The following is a 17,830-nucleotide window of genomic DNA, read 5'->3' on the forward strand; positions in this document are numbered from 1 at the left end:
CCTGCGGCGACAATCGCGTGATCGCGTGATCGAGCAGCGAGCGGCCGCCGAGCATGACGGTCGCCTTGTCCTGCCCCATGCGCGAGGAGCGGCCCCCGGCAAGGATGACGCCAGGAATGTTGGTGTTCTGCAAGGCGAAAGCTGGCATGGCGGTTCTCAGACTGGGCTGCGCGGCTCGGATTCCTGCGCGAGCGGCGGCACGTGGCGTTTGGCCTCCCGGTAGAAGGTATATAGCCCGGACGCGATGACAACGGCGGCGCCGGTGACGGTCCAGAAGTCCGGCACTTCCGCGAAGAAGATGTAACCGAGAAACGCCGAAAAGATCAGGCTCGTATAGCGGAAGGGCGCCACGAACGAAACTTCGCCGGTGCGCATCGCGACGATGACGGATTGATAGCCGATCAGCACCAGCGCCGACGCAAGCACCAGGTGCGAAAGCGAGGTTGTGCTGACCGGTCGCCAGCCGCCGAGTGCAGGGATCAGCAGCGCACCGAAGAAGGCCACCGACATGGCGGTGACCACGGTGACCATCAGCGAGGGAATCTCGGGATCGATCGAGCGGGTTGCAAGATCGCGGCCCGCCGTTGCCAGAACGCTCCCGACGCAGAGAAGGGCGGCGGGCGTGAAGCCTTCCGGGCCGGGCCGGATGATGATCATGACGCCGACGAGGCCGACAAGGATCGCCGACCAGCGCCGCCAGCCGACCGGCTCGCGGAAGAAGAGTGCGGCTCCGAAGGTCACCACAAGCGGCAGTGATTGCAGGATGGCCGAGGCATTGGCGATCGGCATCATGCCGAGCGCTGTGATGTAGGTGACCGCGGCGAGCATTTCGCAGATGACGCGCAGGATGATGATTGGCTTCAGGATGATGCGCCAGGAGCGCAGCGCACCGAGATAGCGGGCGATGAAATAGACGAGAACACTGGTGAACAGGCCGCGAATGAACATGATCTCGCCGGCGTTCATATAGCTGATGACCGACTTGGACAGGGCGTCGCTGGAGGCGAAGCCGGCCATGGCCATGCTCATGAAGATTGCGCCCTGGGTATTGCGAGACCGCGGCATGAAGAGAGATTCCCGATTTTCGTGCCGCCCTTTTAGAGGCGATCGCAGAGCAAGGGAATCGGATGAAAGCCACACCCGGAATAATTCGATTGCGCAGCGCACAACGACGTTGCCCGAGCGGCAAGCCGCCATTGTTTTTGAACAAAAGCCCTCCTCTGGCGTTCTGTTTTTGGAAGCAAAGCAAAAGGAGTAACGTGATGGATTGGAATCGTGTCGAAGGTAACTGGAAGCAGATGAAGGGCAGGATCAAGGAGCAGTGGGGCAAGCTCACTGACGACGATCTTGACCAGATCGCCGGTCGCCGCGAGCAGCTCGAAGGCAAGATCCAGGAACGCTATGGGATAGAAAAGGACCTCGTCAAGCGCGATATTGACGATTGGTACGGCCGCCAGACCTGGCACTGAACATCAGCCCCGCTTCGGCGGGGCTTCTTCCAGCTAAACACCAGGAGATAGTGATGCCGACTGACGTACCAAATCCCGCTGAAACGCCGCGTGGCCCGACACCGACGCCCGGCGTGCCTGATCGCGTCCAGGAAAAGCCCCCGAAGACGCCGGCTCAAGACCCGGCAGACAACAAGAACCCCAACGACCCCGAGCCTCTCGATCCGGCGCTGCTGCCGATCGGCGATCCCGCGGGCGCGGCTTAAGCAACCATCAGAATGAAGTTGTTACCCGCCGGTGACGCTCATGTGGCGTGCGACGGCGGGGCGGTTGTGGGTGCGGTCGATAATGAAGTCGTGGCCTTTCGGCTTGCGCGTGATCGCTTCGTCGATTGCGGCATAGACCAGGCTGTCATCCTCCGTGGCGCGGAGCGCCGAACGAAGGTCGGCCGCATCGTTCTGCCCGAGGCACATATAGAGCGTGCCGGTGCAGGTGAGGCGGACGCGATTGCAGCTTTCGCAGAAATTATGGGTCATCGGCGTGATGAAGCCGAGGCGGCCGCCGGTTTCGGCAATCTCGACATAGCGGGCAGGGCCGCCGGTCTTGTAAGCAATATCGGTTAGCGTGAACTGACGCTCGAGATCGGCGCGAAGCTCGGAGAGCGGCAGATACTGATCGGTCCGATCCTCGTCGATCTCGCCCATCGGCATGGTTTCGATGACCGTCAGGTCCATGCCGCGGCCGTGCGCGAAGCGCAGCATGTCCGGTATCTCGGCGGCGTTGAAATCCTTAAGGGCGACCGCATTGAGCTTGATCTTCAGCCCGGCCTTCTGCGCCGCGTCGATGCCATCCATCACCTTGGCGAAGTCGCCCCAGCGGGTGATCTTGCGAAACTTGTCGGGATCGAGCGTGTCCAGCGAGACGTTGATGCGGCGCACACCGCAGTCGTAGAGTTCCTCGGCGTGGCGGGCGAGCTGCGAGCCGTTCGTCGTCAGCGTCAGTTCTTCGAGGCCGGAGCCGATCCGCTTTCCGAGTTCGCGCACGAGGAACATGATGTTCTTGCGCACCAGCGGCTCGCCGCCCGTCAGCCTGATCTTGCGCACCCCCTTGGCGATGAAGGCGGAACAGAGCCTGTTCAGCTCTTCCAGCGTCAGGAGATCCTTTTTCGGCAGGAAGGTCATGTTTTCCGCCATGCAATAGGTGCAGCGGAGATCGCAACGGTCGGTGACGGAGACGCGCAAATAGGTGACCGCCCGCCCAAAGGGGTCGATCATCGGGTCCGCATCCGCCACCAGAGGGGATGCATTTCCTATCGTTCCGACATGGCTGTTCATGAATATCTCCGTTGCCATGGTAATGTGGCCAGATGTGGTTGCTGCGTCAAGGGAAAGAGCGGGGACGCACGGCAAATTGAGCTTGCCTCGAAAAGCCGGATTGCCTACTGCTCTGGGACAAATGGAGGGTGCGATGAGCGATATCTGGCCGACCGAACTGCGCGTATCCAAGGATCGGCAGCGCCTGACGGTGACGTTCGACGATGGCCAGAGCTTCGATCTATCGGCCGAGATGCTGCGCGTCCTCTCGCCCTCGGCGGAAGTGCAGGGTCATGGGCCGGGACAGAAGCTGACCGTTCCAGGCAAGCGGAACGTCGCGATCATCTCGATGATGCCGACCGGCAATTACGCCGCGCGCATCGGCTTCGACGACATGCACGACACAGGCATCTATACCTGGACCTATCTGCGGGAGCTGGGCGAGCGGGGCATGGAGCTTTTTGCGGAATACGAGGCCGAACTCGCAGCCAAGGGCATGAGCCGCGACGTGGCGGAAAAGCCGCGCTGACCGAACCACTGTGACCATCAGGGGGAAAAATGGTGGCGACCACAGGTAAGAACTGGCTTCGTTCGAAGGGAGGTCCGGCCGACAGCAAGGTCAGCTATCTCGAACTCTTCTTCGATCTGGTCTTCGTCTTCTCCATCTCCCAGCTTTCGCATGCACTGGCAGCGCATTACACGCCGCTTGGAGCGGCCGAAGCTGCGCTGATGACCTTCGCCGTCTGGTGGGTCTGGATCTTTACCGCCTGGGTGACGAACTGGCTCGATCCGGAAAAGATGCCGGTGCGGGGCATGCTTGTCGTCCTCATGCTGCTCGGGTTGGTGCTCTCGGCTTCCATTCCCGAAGCCTTCGGCGATAAGGGTCTGCTTTTTGCCGCTGCCTACGTGCTGATGCAGGTCGGCCGGTCGCTGTTTACCGTTTATGCGATGAAGGATTCCGGCGGCTCGAACTATGTGAACTTCGTCCGCATCACCACCTGGCTTGCGGTTGCCGGCGTGTTCTGGATCATCGGCGGGCTCCTGGAGCATGAGGCGCGGCTGATGGTCTGGGCGTTCGCACTCCTCATCGAATATATGGGTCCGGCCACCGGATTCTTCGTGCCGGGCTCCGGCAGGTCGACGGCCGCCGACTGGGACGTCTCCGGCGCCCACATGGCGGAGCGCTGCGCGCTGTTCATCATCATCTGCCTCGGCGAGGCGATCCTCGTTTCCGGCCGCACTTTTTCTGAGCTGCCGTTCTCAGCGCTGACCGGCTTGGTCTTCGCAATCGGCTTCATCGGCACGGTTGCGATGTGGTGGCTTTATTTCCGGTTCGGGCATTCGCGTGCCGCACACCGGATCGAGCATGACGAGGCGCCGGGGCGTCTTGCGCGGCTGGCTTTCACCTATGCGCATATTCCGATTCTGGCCGGCATCATCGTGCATGCGGTGGCCGTCGAGTTCATGTTCTCGCATCCGCACGAGACGGGCAATCTCGGGGTCATGGCCTCGGTTCTCGGCGGCTCGGGACTGTTCCTCTTAGGCAATCTCTGGTTCAAGGGCGCCACGAGTGGAAGGCCGCCGCTCTCACACTTGGCGGGCCTGGTTTTCCTGATCCTGCTTGCGTTTGCCGCGCCGTTTGCCGAGGTCTACGTCATGGGCATCCTGGCGGCGCTGGTATTGATCGTCGTTGCGGCCTGGGAATACCGGTCGCTTGCCGGTGCTCCCCAATCTGAGACGATTCACTAATCGTCAGTCTTCGTCGCGCAAATCCTGCTGCAGCACGCCGATGATGCGTTCCATGGAACTCGCCATCGCCATGCACTGGTCGATCGGCTCGGGGGAAAGCACCCGGTCGATCAGATCGGTCTGGATCACCATGGCGCGCTCGGTGACGCTGCGGCCTTCCTCCGTCAGGTAAAGCCGCAGCACGCGTTTGTCCTTGTCGTCGCCGCGGCGTTCGATCAGGCCGCGCTTTTCCATCTGCGGCAACAGCATGCTCATGTTGGAGCGGCCGACGAGCAGCTTTCGCGCAAGCTCCTGCTGGGAGATGCCCTCGAAGCGATAGAGATTGATCAGAATATCGAGATGCGGGGTCTTGATGTCGAGGTCTGCCAGCGAACGGCCCAATGACTGCTGCATCAACTGGCAGGCACGGGCAACCGCAATCCAACTGCGGAAGCGCGGATGATCCCAGGGTAGGGATTGATTTTTGTTCATCGTTGTACTTTATTGTTCAGTGTTGAACATTATTGGATTCCCACTATGCCAAACTTTACGCTGAAGGTCACCCGCCTCGGATTTTCGCTGCTGCAGTCGGTTTCGCCGGGTCTTGCGGGCAAGGCGGCCTTCCGGCTCTTCTGCCGGACGCCGTCCTCAAAGCCAAAGGAGGAAAAGGCAAAGGCGGCGCATGCAGCCGGACGGGCGTTCCTGCAATCGGCGGAACGCATCGAGCTTCGGCTACCAGGAGGGCGGCGCGCGCAGGCCTACCGGGTGAATGGCGGCGCGGCCGGCAAGCGGCGGCGGTATCTGGTGACGCATGGCTGGGGATCGAGCATGGATTACATGACCAGTCTGATCGGCGCGCTCGTAGAGAGCGGCGCCGAGGTGATCGGGGTGGACTTTCCAGGACACGGGCGGGCCGGCGGGCGCTTTCTGCACATGGGGCTTGCCGTGCAGACGATTGCCGCCGCCGAGGCGCGGTTTGGCGCCTTCGATGCGGCGGTCGGCCATTCCTTCGGCGGAGCAGCATTGATGGTTTCGGCCGCCGGCATGCTGCAAGAGGTCGCCGCCCTTTCGGCCGGAAGGATCGTGACGATCGGCTCGCCGAGCGAGATGAAATGGCTGTTTACCGGCTTCGGCAGAATGATCGGGCTCGGAAAGGCGGCGCAGGCCGTACTCGAGGGCGAGGTCCATCGTCGTACCGGCCGCAGACTTGAGGAGTTCGATGCGGGAAGGGTGGCCGGAACAATGGCGGGACCGGTGCTCGTGATCCACGCCGAGGACGACAAGGAGGTGAGCGCTGGTCATGCGCGGCGCTATGCTGCGTCTGGCGGGAACGTACGGCTCCTCTGGGCGAATAGCTTCGGCCACCGGCGGATCGTCAGCGCCGAGCCGGTGCTTTCCGCAATCCAAAGTTTCCTCGCGGATGATCTCATCAAAAAAGATGCTGAGATCATTCCGCTTTTTGACCTTCCGGCGAAGCGGGCGTCATTGTAGCGTCACCTTAGGCGGCTAGTGGCCGGCCTTTGACAGCGGCAGGGCAATCATGAAGATCATCAGGACAGTCGAGGAACTCAGCGAGATCTACGCAGGAGGCCTCACACAGGCCTCCGTTGCCAAAGTGACGAAGGTGCTGACGCCGCTTTACCGGCAGATGATCGAAGCTTCGCCCTTCATGGCGCTTGCGACAGTGGGGCCTGAGGGGCTCGATTGCTCACCGCGCGGTGACATCGGCGGCGTGGTACGCGTGATCGATGAAAAGACAGTGCACCTGCCTGACTGGCGCGGCAACAATCGCGTCGATTCGCTTTCGAACATCGTGCGCGATCCGCGGCTTGCGCTGATGTTTCTGGTGCCGGGTTCGAACACGACGATGCGTATCAACGGCCGCGGCGTCGTTTCGAACGACGACGCGCTGCTCGGAAGCTTCGAGATGGATGGCAAGCATCCGCGAACCGTGGTGGTGATCACGATCGACGAGGCTTACTTCCAGTGCGCCCGCGCCCTGATCCGGTCGCGCCTCTGGAACCCTGAGAATTTCGTCGACCCGGCTACCTTGCCGACGCCCGGCCAGATGCTGAAGGCCGCGACGGAGGATTTCGATCACGAGACCTACGACCGCGAATGGGCCGGCCGTGCGGCAAAGACGATGTGGTAGGCAAGCGTCATCGGCAGGTGACGCTTAGGACTAGGCCTTGTAGATCAGCCAGCTCTTGGTGAAGTCCTTCTGCATGCCCTCCTGGTAGAGGATGCTGCAGTTGCGGCCGGCATTCTTCGCACCATAGAGGGCGATGTCGGTCTTGTAGTAAAGTTCGCCCGGATCGTCGGCGTGCGATGCCATGCAGACGCCCATGGAAACGGTGACGGGGCCGTAGTTCACGCGGGTGCGCGAATTCTTGAACGGCGTTGCCTCGAGCGTGCGGCGGATGCGCTCTGCCATGTGCATGACCTCTTCCGAGGTATTGCCATCGACGATCAGCGCAAACTCTTCGCCGCCGGCACGGGCGACGAAGACATCGCGGCGCACGTTGGCGCGGATAACCGAAGCGACGGTCGCAAGGATCTTGTCGCCGACGGGATGACCGTAGGTGTCGTTGATTTTCTTGAAGTTGTCGATATCGGCAAGCACCAGAGCGGTGACGGGCTTCAATGCCGGATTGTCGAAAACGGCAGCGAGACGATCGTCGAAGGCGCGGCGGTTGGAAAGGCGCGTCAACGAGTCTGTATTGGCGATGCGTTTGTATTCATCGAGTTCCTTGCGGACCCGATCCATTTCCTGCGAGCGCTGGACGACATCCTCGACCGTTCTTTCGCCATGTGCCATCGTATCGCCGGTTGCTTCGGTGAGCAGCGTAATGGCGCTTTCGATGAGTTCGGCGCTGGCGGCGCTCTTGGAGTTCATGCGCTTGCAGGTTTCGCCAAGCAGCTTGTTGTAGCTTTCGAGTGACGTCTGCTCCTGGCGCAGAACGCGCAGAAGACCATCAAGCTCGCCGGTGATGCGGCTGTGGGCATCATCGAAGATAAGGGTCGGCGAATGAGTGAAGTACTGCGCGCCAAGCGCATCGAGCTCCTGCTGGGTAGCCTGGCCACCGAGGGCGGCGAGTTCGCGCGTCAGGGCAGGGTTGGAACCGATATAGGCCTCATAGAAGAGCTCGTAATTGCGCGGGATGGGCGCGACTCCCATTGAGCGCATGGCATAGGTGATCTGACCTGCCACATCCGGAACCTGCGCTTTTGGCGCTGCAGCCGCAGTCATTCGGCATACTCCTCAATGAGATTTCAAAGGCAATCTCATATTGGTTAGCTTAAATTCGTTGGGAAAGTATTAAAGAGATATATACCAAAGATGAGATGTGATTATTGTGGTTGCATTGCCCGGAAATACTATACCATTGAAATACAACGAGAATATGAATATCCCTCATATATGGCATTGTGTCGGCGCAAACCCGCTTTGCAAATTTTACGAGAATTGCTGACGTAAATCGTCTTCGACTGTCATCACTTTGTTGACAGTCGGTGTCGAAAATCCGCTCTTCTGTAAACGATGAAGACGGCGCACATTCCTTCTCAACGGGCCGGGAGCGGCCCAAACAGAAGGCATGAGATCATGGAAACGTCTCGTCATACATCGCCGACCATCCTCGCCGCCGCCGTTATCGCCGGCTCTGTATTCCTGCTGCAGGACAGCGGGTTTTTCGACGGTGCGTTTCGTACCGATATCCTTGCCAGCGTCAAGGCCGAAGACTCGCTGAGCCTCGCCAATGTTCAGGCGCTGGGCGGTATGGCTACGGCCCAGCAGATCGATCGGCAGAAGACGGGCGCCGTCCACTGACGGCGCTCAGCCGAGATTGAGTTCCTGGAAGAAGTCGTTGCCCTTGTCGTCAATGACGATGAAAGCCGGGAAATCCTCGACCTCGATCTTCCAGACAGCCTCCATGCCAAGTTCCGGATATTCCAGCACCTCGACCTTCTTGATGCAGTCCTGCGCCAGGCGTGCGGCAGGGCCGCCGATGGAGCCGAGATAGAAGCCGCCATGCTTCTTGCAGGCTTCGCGCACGGCGCGCGAGCGGTTGCCCTTGGCGAGCATCACCATCGAGCCGCCGAAGGACTGGAACTGGTCGACGTAGCTGTCCATGCGGCCGGCCGTGGTTGGGCCGAACGAGCCCGAAGCGTAACCGGCGGGGGTCTTGGCGGGCCCCGCATAGTAGACCGGATGGTTCTTCATGTATTCCGGCATGCCTTCACCCTTTTCAAGGCGTTCGCGGATCTTTGCGTGGGCCAGATCGCGGGCGACAATGATCGTTCCGGTCAGCGACAGGCGGGTCTTCACCGGATGCTTCGACAGCTCCGCGAGGATGCCGGTCATCGGTTGGCTGAGGTCGATGCGGACCATGGAGTCCGAAAGCTTGGACTGATCGGTCTCCGGCATATACTTGGACGGGTCGGTCTCGAGCTGTTCGACGAAGATGCCTTCGCGCGTGATCTTGCCCTTGGCCTGACGGTCGGCGGAGCAGGAGACACCGAGGCCGATCGGCAGAGAGGCACCGTGGCGCGGCAGGCGGATGACGCGCACGTCATGACAGAAATACTTTCCGCCGAACTGCGCGCCGACGCCCATCTGCTGCGTCAGCTTATGGATTTCCTTCTCCATCTCGATATCCCGGAAGGCATGGCCGCTTTCGGAGCCTTCGGTCGGCAGATCGTCGAGGTAGCGCGTCGAGGCGAGCTTGACGGTCTTCAGGTTCATTTCGGCCGAGGTGCCGCCGATGACGATCGCTAGATGGTAGGGGGGACAGGCTGCCGTACCCAGCGTCAGGATCTTCTCCTTGAGGAAGTCGATCATCCGGTCATGCGTCAAGAGCGACGGCGTGCCCTGGTAAAGGAAGGTCTTGTTGGCCGAGCCGCCGCCCTTGGCGACGAACAGGAAATCGTAGGAATCGACGCCTTCCTCGTAGATGTCGATCTGGGCGGGCAGGTTGTTCTTGGTGTTCTTTTCCTCGAACATCTTGAGGGGGGCGAGCTGCGAATAGCGCAGGTTCTTCTTCTCGTAAGCGTCCATGACGCCCTTGGCGAGCGCTGTGTAGTCGCCGCCTTCGGTCCAGACCCTGCGGCCCTTCTTGCCCATGATGATCGCCGTGCCGGTATCCTGGCACATGGGCAGCACGCCGCCGGCCGCGATGTTGGCATTCTTCAGAAGGTCGTATGCCACGAAACGGTCGTTGTCGGTCGCTTCCGGATCATCGAGGATCGAGGCGAGCTGCTGCAGATGGCCGGGGCGCAGCAAATGGTTGATGTCGGCAAAGGCGGTTTCAGCCAGAAGGCGGATGCCCTCAGGTTCAACCGTCAGGATGTCCTGACCCTTGAAGCTGTCGACAGAGACGTAGTCGCTGCTGATCTTGCGGTAAGGAGTGTTGTCATTGCCGAGCGGGAAAAGATCGTCAGCCATCAAATGGACCTTTCTTGGGAACGGGCATCACGCAGTCGGGGACGGTCTAAATCCCGACGGGGGGAAATGCAATTGGCAGCGATCATGAGGCCGGGACGGCGCGACAAAAAGCCCGCCCGGCATAACCGGGCGGGCCTCGACCTGAGAAAGTCAGACCAGATTAGAACGAACGCTGCAGGCGGAAGAAGCCGGTAACGCCGTCAACGTCTTCTTTGCCATTGTCGTGATCGTTGCTGATGTAGTTGACGGTGAACTTCGTCGCGAGGTTTTCGACGATCTTGTAGTCGAGCGTGACACCAGCGCGCCACTGGCTACCGCTATCGAAGTCACCGTTGGCGTCGGTATCGATATTGTCGGTGTACTGGACAGCCGGGGTGATGGTGAACTTGTCAGTTGCCTTGACGGCGTACTGAGCAGCAACGGACCATTCGCCGTTCTTGTAGTAGTTGTTTGGCTTGTCTGCATAAAGACCTGCCAGGCCGAAGGTGCCAGGACCGATGTCGGCGTACATGACGGCGCGGAGGGCGACCGATTCCGCGTCGACGTCGTAGGCAGCAAGAAGCTCTGCCTTGATGGCGCCGAACTTGCCACCGATCGCTCCGTCGATACCGATGTTGTTACCGCCGTGCTCGATGAAGCTCGTCAGTTCTTCAGCAGCGATACCAGCGTAGAAGTCGCCGGCTTCATACTGGTAGCGGATGGAGTTGAAGTTGGTGTTGTTGTTGATGGTTTCGGTTTCACCCGAGAAGTCGGCATCCCACCAGTTGACGAACTTACCGACGCGGAAGCCCGCGATGTCCATGTAAGCTTGATCGATATGGGTTTCGTTCTGGGAGCTATCGGTGAGATTGGCAGGGCCGTTCGGGCGGAAGTTCGCCTGATAAATGACAACGCCGGTGAGCGGACCGTATTCGGTGTCGCTCTTGGCCTGGAAGACCACCTGGCCACGGGTACGGACGTTCCAGTCTTCGCCGCCGCCGTTCTCAGCGATATCGCCGAAAGAGTAGTTGACGTCGAAACGGATGTAGCCGCCGATCTTCAGGCAGGTTTCCGTGCCGGGGATATAAAAGTAACCGATACCGTAGGCGTCGCAGACGCGAACATATTCGACCGGTTCCGGCTCGGCTGCGACGATAGCGTCGGCAGCCTGGGCGCCGGAAACCACTGCGAGGGCAGCGGCGGAGCCGAGAAGAAGGCTCTTGATATGCATAAACAATCTCCAATTCAAAGTTTCGAGGGGCCTGGGAAAACCATTCGGCATGTCCCAATCCCAGGTCGTGTTTTTATGAAGACGGTGGGGCCACCGACTTCGGCGGCGTGGCTACAGGGCGAAAAACACGGGAAAATAAAGACTGAATGACTTGAAGAACTTAAGTTCCAGTGTTGCCACAATGATACAGTATTCGCCATGGTGGGTTGCAGAAATGCAACTAAAACAACGCAGTCGTGCGCGGGCGATGGCATTATTTATGCATGCGTTATTTATGTAATTATAAAATAGTTAATCTGAATATTATTTCTTGGGCAGGAAAAAGATCTGTCGATTCTCTTTGAGATCGATTTTATTACATGCTCGTCATATCGCTCGACTAAGGCTGCGCCCGGGCATTCCCAGGCCCAACCCAGCCGACCAAAAGGCGAAAGGCTCGCGATTGACCTCTGCGAGCCTTTTTGTTTTTGTGCAGCTATTTCGCCCGCGAGACGGCTAGGGAGCGGGATGGGACCGCCGAAGGTTATTTCGGGCCGATCATCTGCTCGGGGCGAACGATCTCGTCATATTGCTCTGCGGTGACGAGGCCGCTTGCGAGCGCTTCTTCCTTCAAGGTCGTGCCGTTTTTGTGGGCGGTCTTGGCAATCTTGGCGGCGTTGTCGTAGCCGATCGTCGGGGCAAGAGCGGTCACGAGCATGAGCGAGCGTTCCAGACCGGCCTTGATATTGTCCTCACGCGCTTCGATGCCGACGACGCAGTTGTCGGTGAAGGAGACGGCTGCATCGCCGAGAAGCTGGACGGACTGCAGGAAGTTATAGGCCATTATCGGATTGTAGACGTTAAGCTCGAAATGACCCTGGCTGCCGGCGAAGGTGAGGGCGGCGTGATTGCCGAAGACCTGGGCGCAGACCTGGGTCATCGCCTCGCACTGCGTCGGGTTGACCTTGCCGGGCATGATCGACGAGCCCGGCTCGTTTTCCGGCAGCGCCAGTTCCCCGAGCCCGGCACGCGGGCCGGAGCCCAGCAGGCGGATATCGTTGGCGATCTTGAAGAGGGCGGCAGCCGCCGCATTGATTGCGCCGTGGCTGAAGACCATGCCGTCATGCGAGGCGAGCGCCTCGAATTTGTTGGGTGCCGTGACGAAGGGCATGTCGGTTATCCTGGCGATCTCCTCCGCCACCTTTTCGGCAAAGCCGACCGGTGCATTCAAACCGGTGCCGACGGCGGTGCCGCCCTGCGCCAGTTCATAGAGGCCGGGAAGCGTCAGCTCGATCCGCTTGATCGCGGCGCCGACCTGGGCAGCATAGCCGGAGAATTCCTGCCCGAGCGTCAGCGGCGTGGCATCCTGGGTATGCGTGCGGCCGATCTTGATGATGTGGCTGAACTCGACGACCTTCATGTCGAGCGCGGCATGCAGGTGTTTCAGGGCCGGCAGCAGATGACGGGTGATCTGCTCGGCGCAGGCGATATGCATGGCCGTCGGATAGGTGTCGTTGGACGACTGGCTCATGTTTACATGGTCGTTCGGATGAACGGGTTTCTTCGAGCCCATGACGCCGCCGAGCATTTCGATCGCGCGGTTCGAAATCACCTCGTTGGCATTCATGTTCGACTGCGTGCCGGAGCCGGTCTGCCAGACGACGAGCGGGAAATGGTCGTCGAGCTTGCCGTCGATGACTTCCTGAGACGCGTCGACGATTGCCTTGCCGATCGCTGGATCGAGCTGGCCGAGTTCCATGTTCACCCGAGCGGCGGCCTGCTTGACGATCCCAAGGGCGCGGACGATCGACAGCGGTTGCTTTTCCCAACCGATCTTGAAATTGCCGAGCGAGCGTTGTGCCTGCGCTCCCCAGTATCGGTCGCTCGGCACGTCAATGGGGCCAAAGGTATCTGTTTCGGTACGGGTCGGGGTCATGGCATGCCTTCCTGTCGCAGGCGCCGAGGCGCGTTTGTCCGAGGACGATATAGGTCCGAACGGCTTCGCGGAAAACCGGTTTTCACAAGATGAGAGCGCCTTAAGGCGGGCCTGTCGTGATTTTTATGACACTACCGAAACTTTATGCGCCGGGAGCGCGTTTCGGTCGCATGGTAACCCGGCGGAATTCGGTAAAAAATTAACTAATAATTTCATAATTTTGTGTGAACTAATCCTTGCCGGCGCGATTTATTGCGTAACATTAAGTTGTGCCGGAGCGACTGGTGCTCGAGGCCGGTTTCTGCCAATGGACCGGAAAAAGCCAGGCTATTTGAATTTTGAAGCGGGCTGTTCTGCCCGTGCCTAAGACAGCGTGATATTGGGACTGGAAGAAGCATGACATCGTTTTTCAAGGGTGCGGTTTCCGCACTGGCACTTTCCTGTGGCGTTGCGGCAATGGCCGCGCCCGCGCATGCCTATACGCTGATGGATCTGTTCCGCGGCCATCGGGAGCGCCCCCAGAGCACAATGTTCGGTACCCCGCGTCCTTATCAGCCGATGCCAGGCGATGCGCAGTCCGCTCCGCTGCCGAAGGTCACCGGTCCGCGCTACTATACCTACAAGCCGGATGCGATGCGTTTCGTCGATCTCGCCAAAGCGGCCGACCCGATGGTGACGGGGGCGGTTGCATCTGTTTCCGATCAGCCGGCCGTGGCGCCGGTGGTAGAGCGTCAGTTTCTGATCGAAGCGAAGGTGCGCGCCGATGTGAATGTCGCACAGGCGCTCGAGACCTATTACGGCAATGCCAAGAACCCCTTTGTCTGGTTGACCGGCACCGAGATCAACGACCGCGCCAAGGCGGCGATGAACCTCCTCGCCGGCGTCGGTTCGGTCGGCCTCGACCCAGCCGACTATGCTGTCGAGCAGCCGGCGATCGATCCCGCCAACCCCGATCCGGCCACCCGCGACCGCGCGCTCGCACAATTCGAGCTGCAGCTTTCATCGAAGGTGCTCGCCTATGTCCAGGATACGGTGCGCGGCCGTGTCGATCCGAACAAGCTTTCCGGCTACCACGACTTCAAGCGCAAGGTGGTCAATCTCGATCCGGTTCTGAAGCTCGCGCGCCTGAGCCCCGATGTCGGCGCCTATCTGGGCAGCCGCACGCCTGATGGCCCGCAGTTCGCTGCGCTGAAAGCGGAACTTGCCAAGCTTAATGCTGAAACGGGTGGCGACGAACCGATCACCATCTCGCTCAATGGGGTGCTGCACCCGGGCGAGAGTTCGCCTGAAGTCGCCAATATCGTCAAGGCGATCGATAAGCATGGCTCAGAGGCGCTGAAGGCACAGCACGTCGCGACGCTTGCCGCCTACACCGGCAGCTCCGAGTACTCGCCGGAGCTGGTTTCGCTGGTCGAGGATTTTCAGAAGGAACACAGTCTGAAGGCGGATGGTGTGATCGGCCAGGCGACTGTTCGCGTGATGACGGGCGGCGACAGCAACGCCTCGAAGATCGAAAAACTGAATGTTGCCATGGAGCAGGCGCGCTGGCTGCCGGACGATCTCGGCTCGCGCTACGTCTTCATCAATCAGCCGGCCTTCATGGTCTACTACCACAACGACAACAAGGAACAGTTGTCGATGCGCGTGGTGGTCGGCCAGAAAGAGCACCAGACCTATTTCTTCCAGGATCAGATCGAGACTGTCGAGTTCAATCCGTTCTGGGGCGTTCCGCAATCGATCATCATCAACGAGATGCTGCCGAAGCTGCGCGCCGATCCTAACTACCTCGACCGCATGGGTTATGAAGTGGCGGTCAACGGTCGCGCGGTTCCGTCTTCCAGCGTCGATTGGTACGGTTCGACAGCCAATGTCTCCGTGCGCCAGCCGCCGAGCGGCGACAATGCACTGGGCGAGTTGAAGATCCTGTTCCCGAACAGCCATGCGATCTACATGCATGACACGCCCTCGAAGAGCTTCTTCAAGCGCGACATGCGGGCGCTGAGCCACGGTTGCGTGCGTCTTGCCGATCCGCGCGCCATGGCGGCGGCTGTGCTCAACACGACCGTTGCGGATGTTGCGAAGCAGATCGCGACGGGTCAGAACAAGGCCGTGTCCGTGCCGCAGAAAATCCCGGTCTATATCTCCTACTTCACGGCCTGGCCGAACAAGGATGGCGTCGTTGAATACTTCAACGATGTCTATGACCGCGATTCCTACGTCGAGAAGGCTTTCGACGCGACGACCAAGGCGCGAGAAGCCCAGATCTGAGCCTCCTCAGACGGATTTCAAAAGGCGGTCTTCGGGCCGCCTTTTCTTTTGTGATGAAAGTTGTTCCGTGATCGGAGACCAAGACTCTCGCAAGAATGCCTAGCGAATTGTCGGGTGTTCCTGAAGTGCTATTGTCAGCATATGCGACACTTGGTTGGGCGTTCCCGGTGGATAGCGAAGGTATTCGCTTGTTCGCCCAGTAACTCTTATGAATTACTGTTTTCCTTCTCTAACAGCATGTATATCAAATTGCATTGCCTGATCTGAGCGGCGCTTGCAGGTGGCAGAATGGTCGGCATGGCGCGACCGCGCCTTGATCAGATTCTATCAGACTGCCGTGATGAACACAGACGATCCGAATGCTTCGAGTTCTTTGGAGAAGGAGAATGCCAATGGTTCGCGGTCTGCAATTGTTCGCTATCCTCGCCCTTTCCCTGGTGCCTGCGATGTCATGGGGGCAAGACAAGCAATCGGCGCCCGCCGCCCATGTTCCGTTACAAAAGACAATTGGACAGGCGAAACCTGAAATCGTTCCGTCGCTGATCGTTCTGAACTCCGACGGTGCGAGCCTGGCCGGGCAGACATTGACGCTGAACGGCGTCTCGACCAACGCAATCATCTTTGCCGATCGCCCGGTACGATCCGCCGGACATGCATTGACCACGCATCTTATCGAAGAATGGGCGGACGGCAGCGACAGCTTCGGGAAGGACCCGCCGAATGCAACCGTATCCGCCTTCAGCAAAGACGGAGCGACGATACGGGATGCAGTCGTGGTGCTGAAATCTCCCAAGCTGGAGGGCGAGCAACTGACCTTCGCTGTCGAGGTTTTGGAGGGAAGCCTCAATGGCGCTGACGGTCCGGCTTCCGTCTTCATCGACATCATCGGAATGCCGCGTACACCGCTGTCTTACGCAGGTGTCGCCCGCCGGACCGCTGCGCGCGGCGCCTGGTATGCAGGTGCCGCCGCCGCTGCAGAGACTTACCCGTACTACCATCCGTACGCGCCACGCTGCGGCTACTACCCCTATCCGCCCTGTTATTGAGAGCCCGCTGCAGGCGGTCTTCGGGCCGCCTTTTTCTATTCACGGGGTCGAGCGTTGGATGTCATGCCGCGAACGGCAATTCATCGCGGCCCTAAGCGGCCATTCGCAAGGAAGGCCTCACAATTCTTAATGCAGCCGATCAAGCGCCGTAATAGAGATCTTACGCGCAGGTCGCAGCCGTCCGTGATGTCTCCGGCAACCAAGCGCGAGCTTTCGACTAAGCAGCGTTTGCCAGGTCAGCCTGTCGCTTCTTACGCTCGGCCAGGTGCGCGATCGTCTCGCACTTCAAACGCCACAGTTGTGTGGCCGTGTTTCCGATCAACGTTTGTGGGACATGATAGCTTGCCAGATCGTTCTTGACGTTTCTCGACCAAAACAATTTATACGGCTCATTGCCGGCGCCAAAATCTACGTTCAGGCGCTTTTCAAAAGCGATCTTCATCCAAAATTCGTCCAGCACAAATCCAGGTGAATATTTCGCATATTGTGGGTCTGAATGGAACGCCGCAATAATCAGATCCATATGCGATACGGAGTAAGATGCTAGTTTCAATGCAATCGGCACTTTATCGATTACGATGGCGTAGACGCGCATCATTTGGATATTGTCGGGATCTGTGATCCACTTGCGCACAAAGTTTCGATATTCTTTTGACGTTATCCAGGGCCCGTGTTTGCCGACCCTCTCAGACCAGATTTTCTTCTGAGTGAACATCCACTCCATGAGTTCGATTGCATAGGTTGGATCGGTAACGGGATCGACTTCGATAAACTCGAAGTTGCCCATTTCAGAAAGCTTTTTCCGCTTCCGATTAAGCTGTTGGCGGGAGTTTGCACCGATTATCTTGGCATATGCATCCCAATTCGTCTGGTCCTGCAAATCGGCGAAAGGTGCGATGTCGGGCTCGCAGCCGAGGTTTCGCTTGCTTTTGATCAAGTGATCAAGAGTCGATCCAACCTTAACACATGGCATGCGGACAATATCGACCTTGGACAATTGCTCGATTGTCCGCCACGCCAACTTGAGGTTCTCTTGGTAATTCGACTGAGGATCAACCAGAACGTCCGTGGTTTGTCCAGCATCCGGCCCGAGCGGACGCATCATCCAGCATGGACCATTGCGATACCTTACCAAAGGAAAGACAAGGACCATCTTGCCTTTTTCGCGAACAACGATGCAGAAGAGTGAACGTCCGGCTGGGCGGGAAATTTCGTTCCAGCTATGGTAGGCGGTTGAATAACTTTGATAAAAGGAACCTTTGGCTTTAAGCCACAGTTCGTTCCATTCACGTTCCAGCTCTGTCATCTGGCTAATATCGGTAATGACGACGCAGCTTTGATCAGTAAAGCCGTTTAGATCAAGTGCTTTCATCTTTAAATTAAGTAATGAACGCAATCGCATTATGTTTTCTTCAATTTATCTGTAAATTTTACATGCCTAATGTATGCATAGTAACGC

The 17,830-nt window shown here is 59.0% G+C and carries 18 protein-coding genes; 9 read left to right on the forward strand and 9 right to left on the reverse strand.

What is annotated here, in order from left to right; genetic code table 11:
- Together mobA and ACPYOI_RS01340 are read right to left on the reverse strand one after the other, a co-directional pair.
- A partial coding sequence (gene mobA / locus ACPYOI_RS01335; RefSeq protein ID WP_481422498.1) for a molybdenum cofactor guanylyltransferase occupies nucleotides 1-148 on the reverse strand: 148 nt, incomplete at its 3' end.
- 8 nt (nucleotides 149-156) lie between these two features.
- On the reverse strand, nucleotides 157-1,065 hold the full coding sequence (locus ACPYOI_RS01340; RefSeq protein ID WP_481414903.1) for a DMT family transporter: 909 nt from the start codon (nucleotides 1,063-1,065) through the stop codon (nucleotides 157-159).
- A gap of 197 nt (nucleotides 1,066-1,262) precedes the next feature.
- Here ACPYOI_RS01340 and ACPYOI_RS01345 point away from each other — a divergent pair, with 197 nt between their 5' ends.
- Nucleotides 1,263-1,469: a CsbD family protein gene (locus tag ACPYOI_RS01345; protein ID WP_481414904.1), complete on the forward strand. Its 207-nt coding sequence runs from the start codon at nucleotides 1,263-1,265 to the stop codon at nucleotides 1,467-1,469.
- Nucleotides 1,470-1,522: 53 nt separating this feature from the next.
- Nucleotides 1,523-1,714 (forward strand): hypothetical protein, encoded by a 192-nt coding sequence (locus ACPYOI_RS01350; RefSeq protein WP_481414905.1) that lies wholly within the window; start codon nucleotides 1,523-1,525, stop codon nucleotides 1,712-1,714.
- 21 nt (nucleotides 1,715-1,735) lie between these two features.
- Here ACPYOI_RS01350 and moaA read toward each other — a convergent pair whose 3' ends face one another.
- The gene (gene moaA / locus ACPYOI_RS01355) at nucleotides 1,736-2,782 is read right to left on the reverse strand and encodes a GTP 3',8-cyclase MoaA (RefSeq protein ID WP_481422489.1); all 1,047 of its coding nucleotides are present in this window, start codon (nucleotides 2,780-2,782) and stop codon (nucleotides 1,736-1,738) included.
- A 133-nt stretch (nucleotides 2,783-2,915) separates the two neighbouring features.
- Here moaA and ACPYOI_RS01360 point away from each other — a divergent pair, with 133 nt between their 5' ends.
- Together ACPYOI_RS01360 and ACPYOI_RS01365 are read left to right on the forward strand one after the other, a co-directional pair.
- Nucleotides 2,916-3,290, forward strand: coding sequence for a gamma-butyrobetaine hydroxylase family protein (locus ACPYOI_RS01360; protein WP_481414907.1), 375 nt, complete (start codon nucleotides 2,916-2,918; stop codon nucleotides 3,288-3,290).
- Between the two features lie 29 nt (nucleotides 3,291-3,319).
- Complete coding sequence (locus ACPYOI_RS01365; protein ID WP_481414908.1) at nucleotides 3,320-4,510, forward strand: low temperature requirement protein A; 1,191 nt, start codon at nucleotides 3,320-3,322, stop codon at nucleotides 4,508-4,510.
- A 3-nt stretch (nucleotides 4,511-4,513) separates the two neighbouring features.
- Here ACPYOI_RS01365 and ACPYOI_RS01370 read toward each other — a convergent pair whose 3' ends face one another.
- Nucleotides 4,514-4,981: a MarR family winged helix-turn-helix transcriptional regulator gene (locus ACPYOI_RS01370; RefSeq protein ID WP_168831071.1), complete on the reverse strand. Its 468-nt coding sequence runs from the start codon at nucleotides 4,979-4,981 to the stop codon at nucleotides 4,514-4,516.
- 45 nt (nucleotides 4,982-5,026) lie between these two features.
- On the opposite strand from ACPYOI_RS01370, the gene ACPYOI_RS01375 reads away from it, so the two are divergent.
- Together ACPYOI_RS01375 and ACPYOI_RS01380 are read left to right on the forward strand one after the other, a co-directional pair.
- Nucleotides 5,027-5,980, forward strand: a complete 954-nt coding sequence (locus tag ACPYOI_RS01375) for an alpha/beta hydrolase (protein WP_481422490.1) — start codon at nucleotides 5,027-5,029, stop codon at nucleotides 5,978-5,980.
- A 49-nt stretch (nucleotides 5,981-6,029) separates the two neighbouring features.
- A complete protein-coding gene (locus ACPYOI_RS01380) occupies nucleotides 6,030-6,641 on the forward strand; it encodes a pyridoxamine 5'-phosphate oxidase family protein (protein WP_481414910.1) in 612 nt (203 codons plus the stop codon).
- A 30-nt stretch (nucleotides 6,642-6,671) separates the two neighbouring features.
- Here the strand turns inward: ACPYOI_RS01380 and ACPYOI_RS01385 are convergent, their stop codons facing one another.
- The gene (locus ACPYOI_RS01385) at nucleotides 6,672-7,739 is read right to left on the reverse strand and encodes a GGDEF domain-containing protein (protein WP_481414911.1); all 1,068 of its coding nucleotides are present in this window, start codon (nucleotides 7,737-7,739) and stop codon (nucleotides 6,672-6,674) included.
- 354 nt (nucleotides 7,740-8,093) lie between these two features.
- Here ACPYOI_RS01385 and ACPYOI_RS01390 point away from each other — a divergent pair, with 354 nt between their 5' ends.
- Nucleotides 8,094-8,318, forward strand: coding sequence for a hypothetical protein (locus tag ACPYOI_RS01390; RefSeq protein ID WP_481414912.1), 225 nt, complete (start codon nucleotides 8,094-8,096; stop codon nucleotides 8,316-8,318).
- 6 nt (nucleotides 8,319-8,324) lie between these two features.
- On the opposite strand, the gene ACPYOI_RS01395 is transcribed toward ACPYOI_RS01390, so the two are convergent.
- From ACPYOI_RS01395 to fumC, 3 genes are all read right to left on the reverse strand, one after another.
- Nucleotides 8,325-9,932 (reverse strand): fumarate hydratase, encoded by a 1,608-nt coding sequence (locus ACPYOI_RS01395; RefSeq protein WP_481414913.1) that lies wholly within the window; start codon nucleotides 9,930-9,932, stop codon nucleotides 8,325-8,327.
- A 160-nt stretch (nucleotides 9,933-10,092) separates the two neighbouring features.
- Nucleotides 10,093-11,142 (reverse strand): porin, encoded by a 1,050-nt coding sequence (locus ACPYOI_RS01400; protein WP_481414914.1) that lies wholly within the window; start codon nucleotides 11,140-11,142, stop codon nucleotides 10,093-10,095.
- A gap of 523 nt (nucleotides 11,143-11,665) precedes the next feature.
- Entirely contained in the window at nucleotides 11,666-13,057 is a 1,392-nt protein-coding gene (gene fumC / locus ACPYOI_RS01405; RefSeq protein WP_481414915.1) for a class II fumarate hydratase, read from the reverse strand.
- A gap of 396 nt (nucleotides 13,058-13,453) precedes the next feature.
- On the opposite strand from fumC, the gene ACPYOI_RS01410 reads away from it, so the two are divergent.
- Together ACPYOI_RS01410 and ACPYOI_RS01415 are read left to right on the forward strand one after the other, a co-directional pair.
- Entirely contained in the window at nucleotides 13,454-15,325 is a 1,872-nt protein-coding gene (locus tag ACPYOI_RS01410; RefSeq protein WP_481414916.1) for a L,D-transpeptidase family protein, read from the forward strand.
- 386 nt (nucleotides 15,326-15,711) lie between these two features.
- Nucleotides 15,712-16,371, forward strand: a complete 660-nt coding sequence (locus ACPYOI_RS01415; RefSeq protein WP_481414917.1) for a hypothetical protein — start codon at nucleotides 15,712-15,714, stop codon at nucleotides 16,369-16,371.
- Nucleotides 16,372-16,588: 217 nt separating this feature from the next.
- On the opposite strand, the gene ACPYOI_RS01420 is transcribed toward ACPYOI_RS01415, so the two are convergent.
- A complete protein-coding gene (locus tag ACPYOI_RS01420) occupies nucleotides 16,589-17,743 on the reverse strand; it encodes a GNAT family N-acetyltransferase (protein WP_481422491.1) in 1,155 nt (384 codons plus the stop codon).
- Between the last annotated feature and the right edge of the window lie 87 nt (nucleotides 17,744-17,830).

This window comes from Rhizobium sp. SVR5-2C, assembly GCF_056755115.1.

Excerpts from the sequence above, each read along its gene's own strand:
- ACPYOI_RS01370 (WP_168831071.1), bottom strand. The coding sequence starts at position 4,981 with ATGAACAAAAATCAATCCCTACCCTGGGATCATCCGCGCTTCCGCAGT.
- ACPYOI_RS01385 (WP_481414911.1), bottom strand. The coding sequence starts at position 7,739 with ATGACTGCGGCTGCAGCGCCAAAAGCGCAGGTTCCGGATGTGGCAGGT.
- ACPYOI_RS01395 (WP_481414913.1), bottom strand. The coding sequence starts at position 9,932 with ATGGCTGACGATCTTTTCCCGCTCGGCAATGACAACACTCCTTACCGC.
- fumC (WP_481414915.1), bottom strand. The coding sequence starts at position 13,057 with ATGACCCCGACCCGTACCGAAACAGATACCTTTGGCCCCATTGACGTG.
- ACPYOI_RS01360 (WP_481414907.1), top strand. The coding sequence starts at position 2,916 with ATGAGCGATATCTGGCCGACCGAACTGCGCGTATCCAAGGATCGGCAG.
- ACPYOI_RS01375 (WP_481422490.1), top strand. The coding sequence starts at position 5,027 with ATGCCAAACTTTACGCTGAAGGTCACCCGCCTCGGATTTTCGCTGCTG.
- ACPYOI_RS01415 (WP_481414917.1), top strand. The coding sequence starts at position 15,712 with ATGCCAATGGTTCGCGGTCTGCAATTGTTCGCTATCCTCGCCCTTTCC.
- ACPYOI_RS01390 (WP_481414912.1), top strand. The coding sequence starts at position 8,094 with ATGGAAACGTCTCGTCATACATCGCCGACCATCCTCGCCGCCGCCGTT.
- ACPYOI_RS01345 (WP_481414904.1), top strand. The coding sequence starts at position 1,263 with ATGGATTGGAATCGTGTCGAAGGTAACTGGAAGCAGATGAAGGGCAGG.
- ACPYOI_RS01350 (WP_481414905.1), top strand. The coding sequence starts at position 1,523 with ATGCCGACTGACGTACCAAATCCCGCTGAAACGCCGCGTGGCCCGACA.
- ACPYOI_RS01380 (WP_481414910.1), top strand. The coding sequence starts at position 6,030 with ATGAAGATCATCAGGACAGTCGAGGAACTCAGCGAGATCTACGCAGGA.
- ACPYOI_RS01400 (WP_481414914.1), bottom strand. The coding sequence starts at position 11,142 with ATGCATATCAAGAGCCTTCTTCTCGGCTCCGCCGCTGCCCTCGCAGTG.
- ACPYOI_RS01340 (WP_481414903.1), bottom strand. The coding sequence starts at position 1,065 with ATGCCGCGGTCTCGCAATACCCAGGGCGCAATCTTCATGAGCATGGCC.
- ACPYOI_RS01420 (WP_481422491.1), bottom strand. The coding sequence starts at position 17,743 with ATGAAAGCACTTGATCTAAACGGCTTTACTGATCAAAGCTGCGTCGTC.
- ACPYOI_RS01365 (WP_481414908.1), top strand. The coding sequence starts at position 3,320 with ATGGTGGCGACCACAGGTAAGAACTGGCTTCGTTCGAAGGGAGGTCCG.
- moaA (WP_481422489.1), bottom strand. The coding sequence starts at position 2,782 with ATGAACAGCCATGTCGGAACGATAGGAAATGCATCCCCTCTGGTGGCG.
- ACPYOI_RS01410 (WP_481414916.1), top strand. The coding sequence starts at position 13,454 with ATGACATCGTTTTTCAAGGGTGCGGTTTCCGCACTGGCACTTTCCTGT.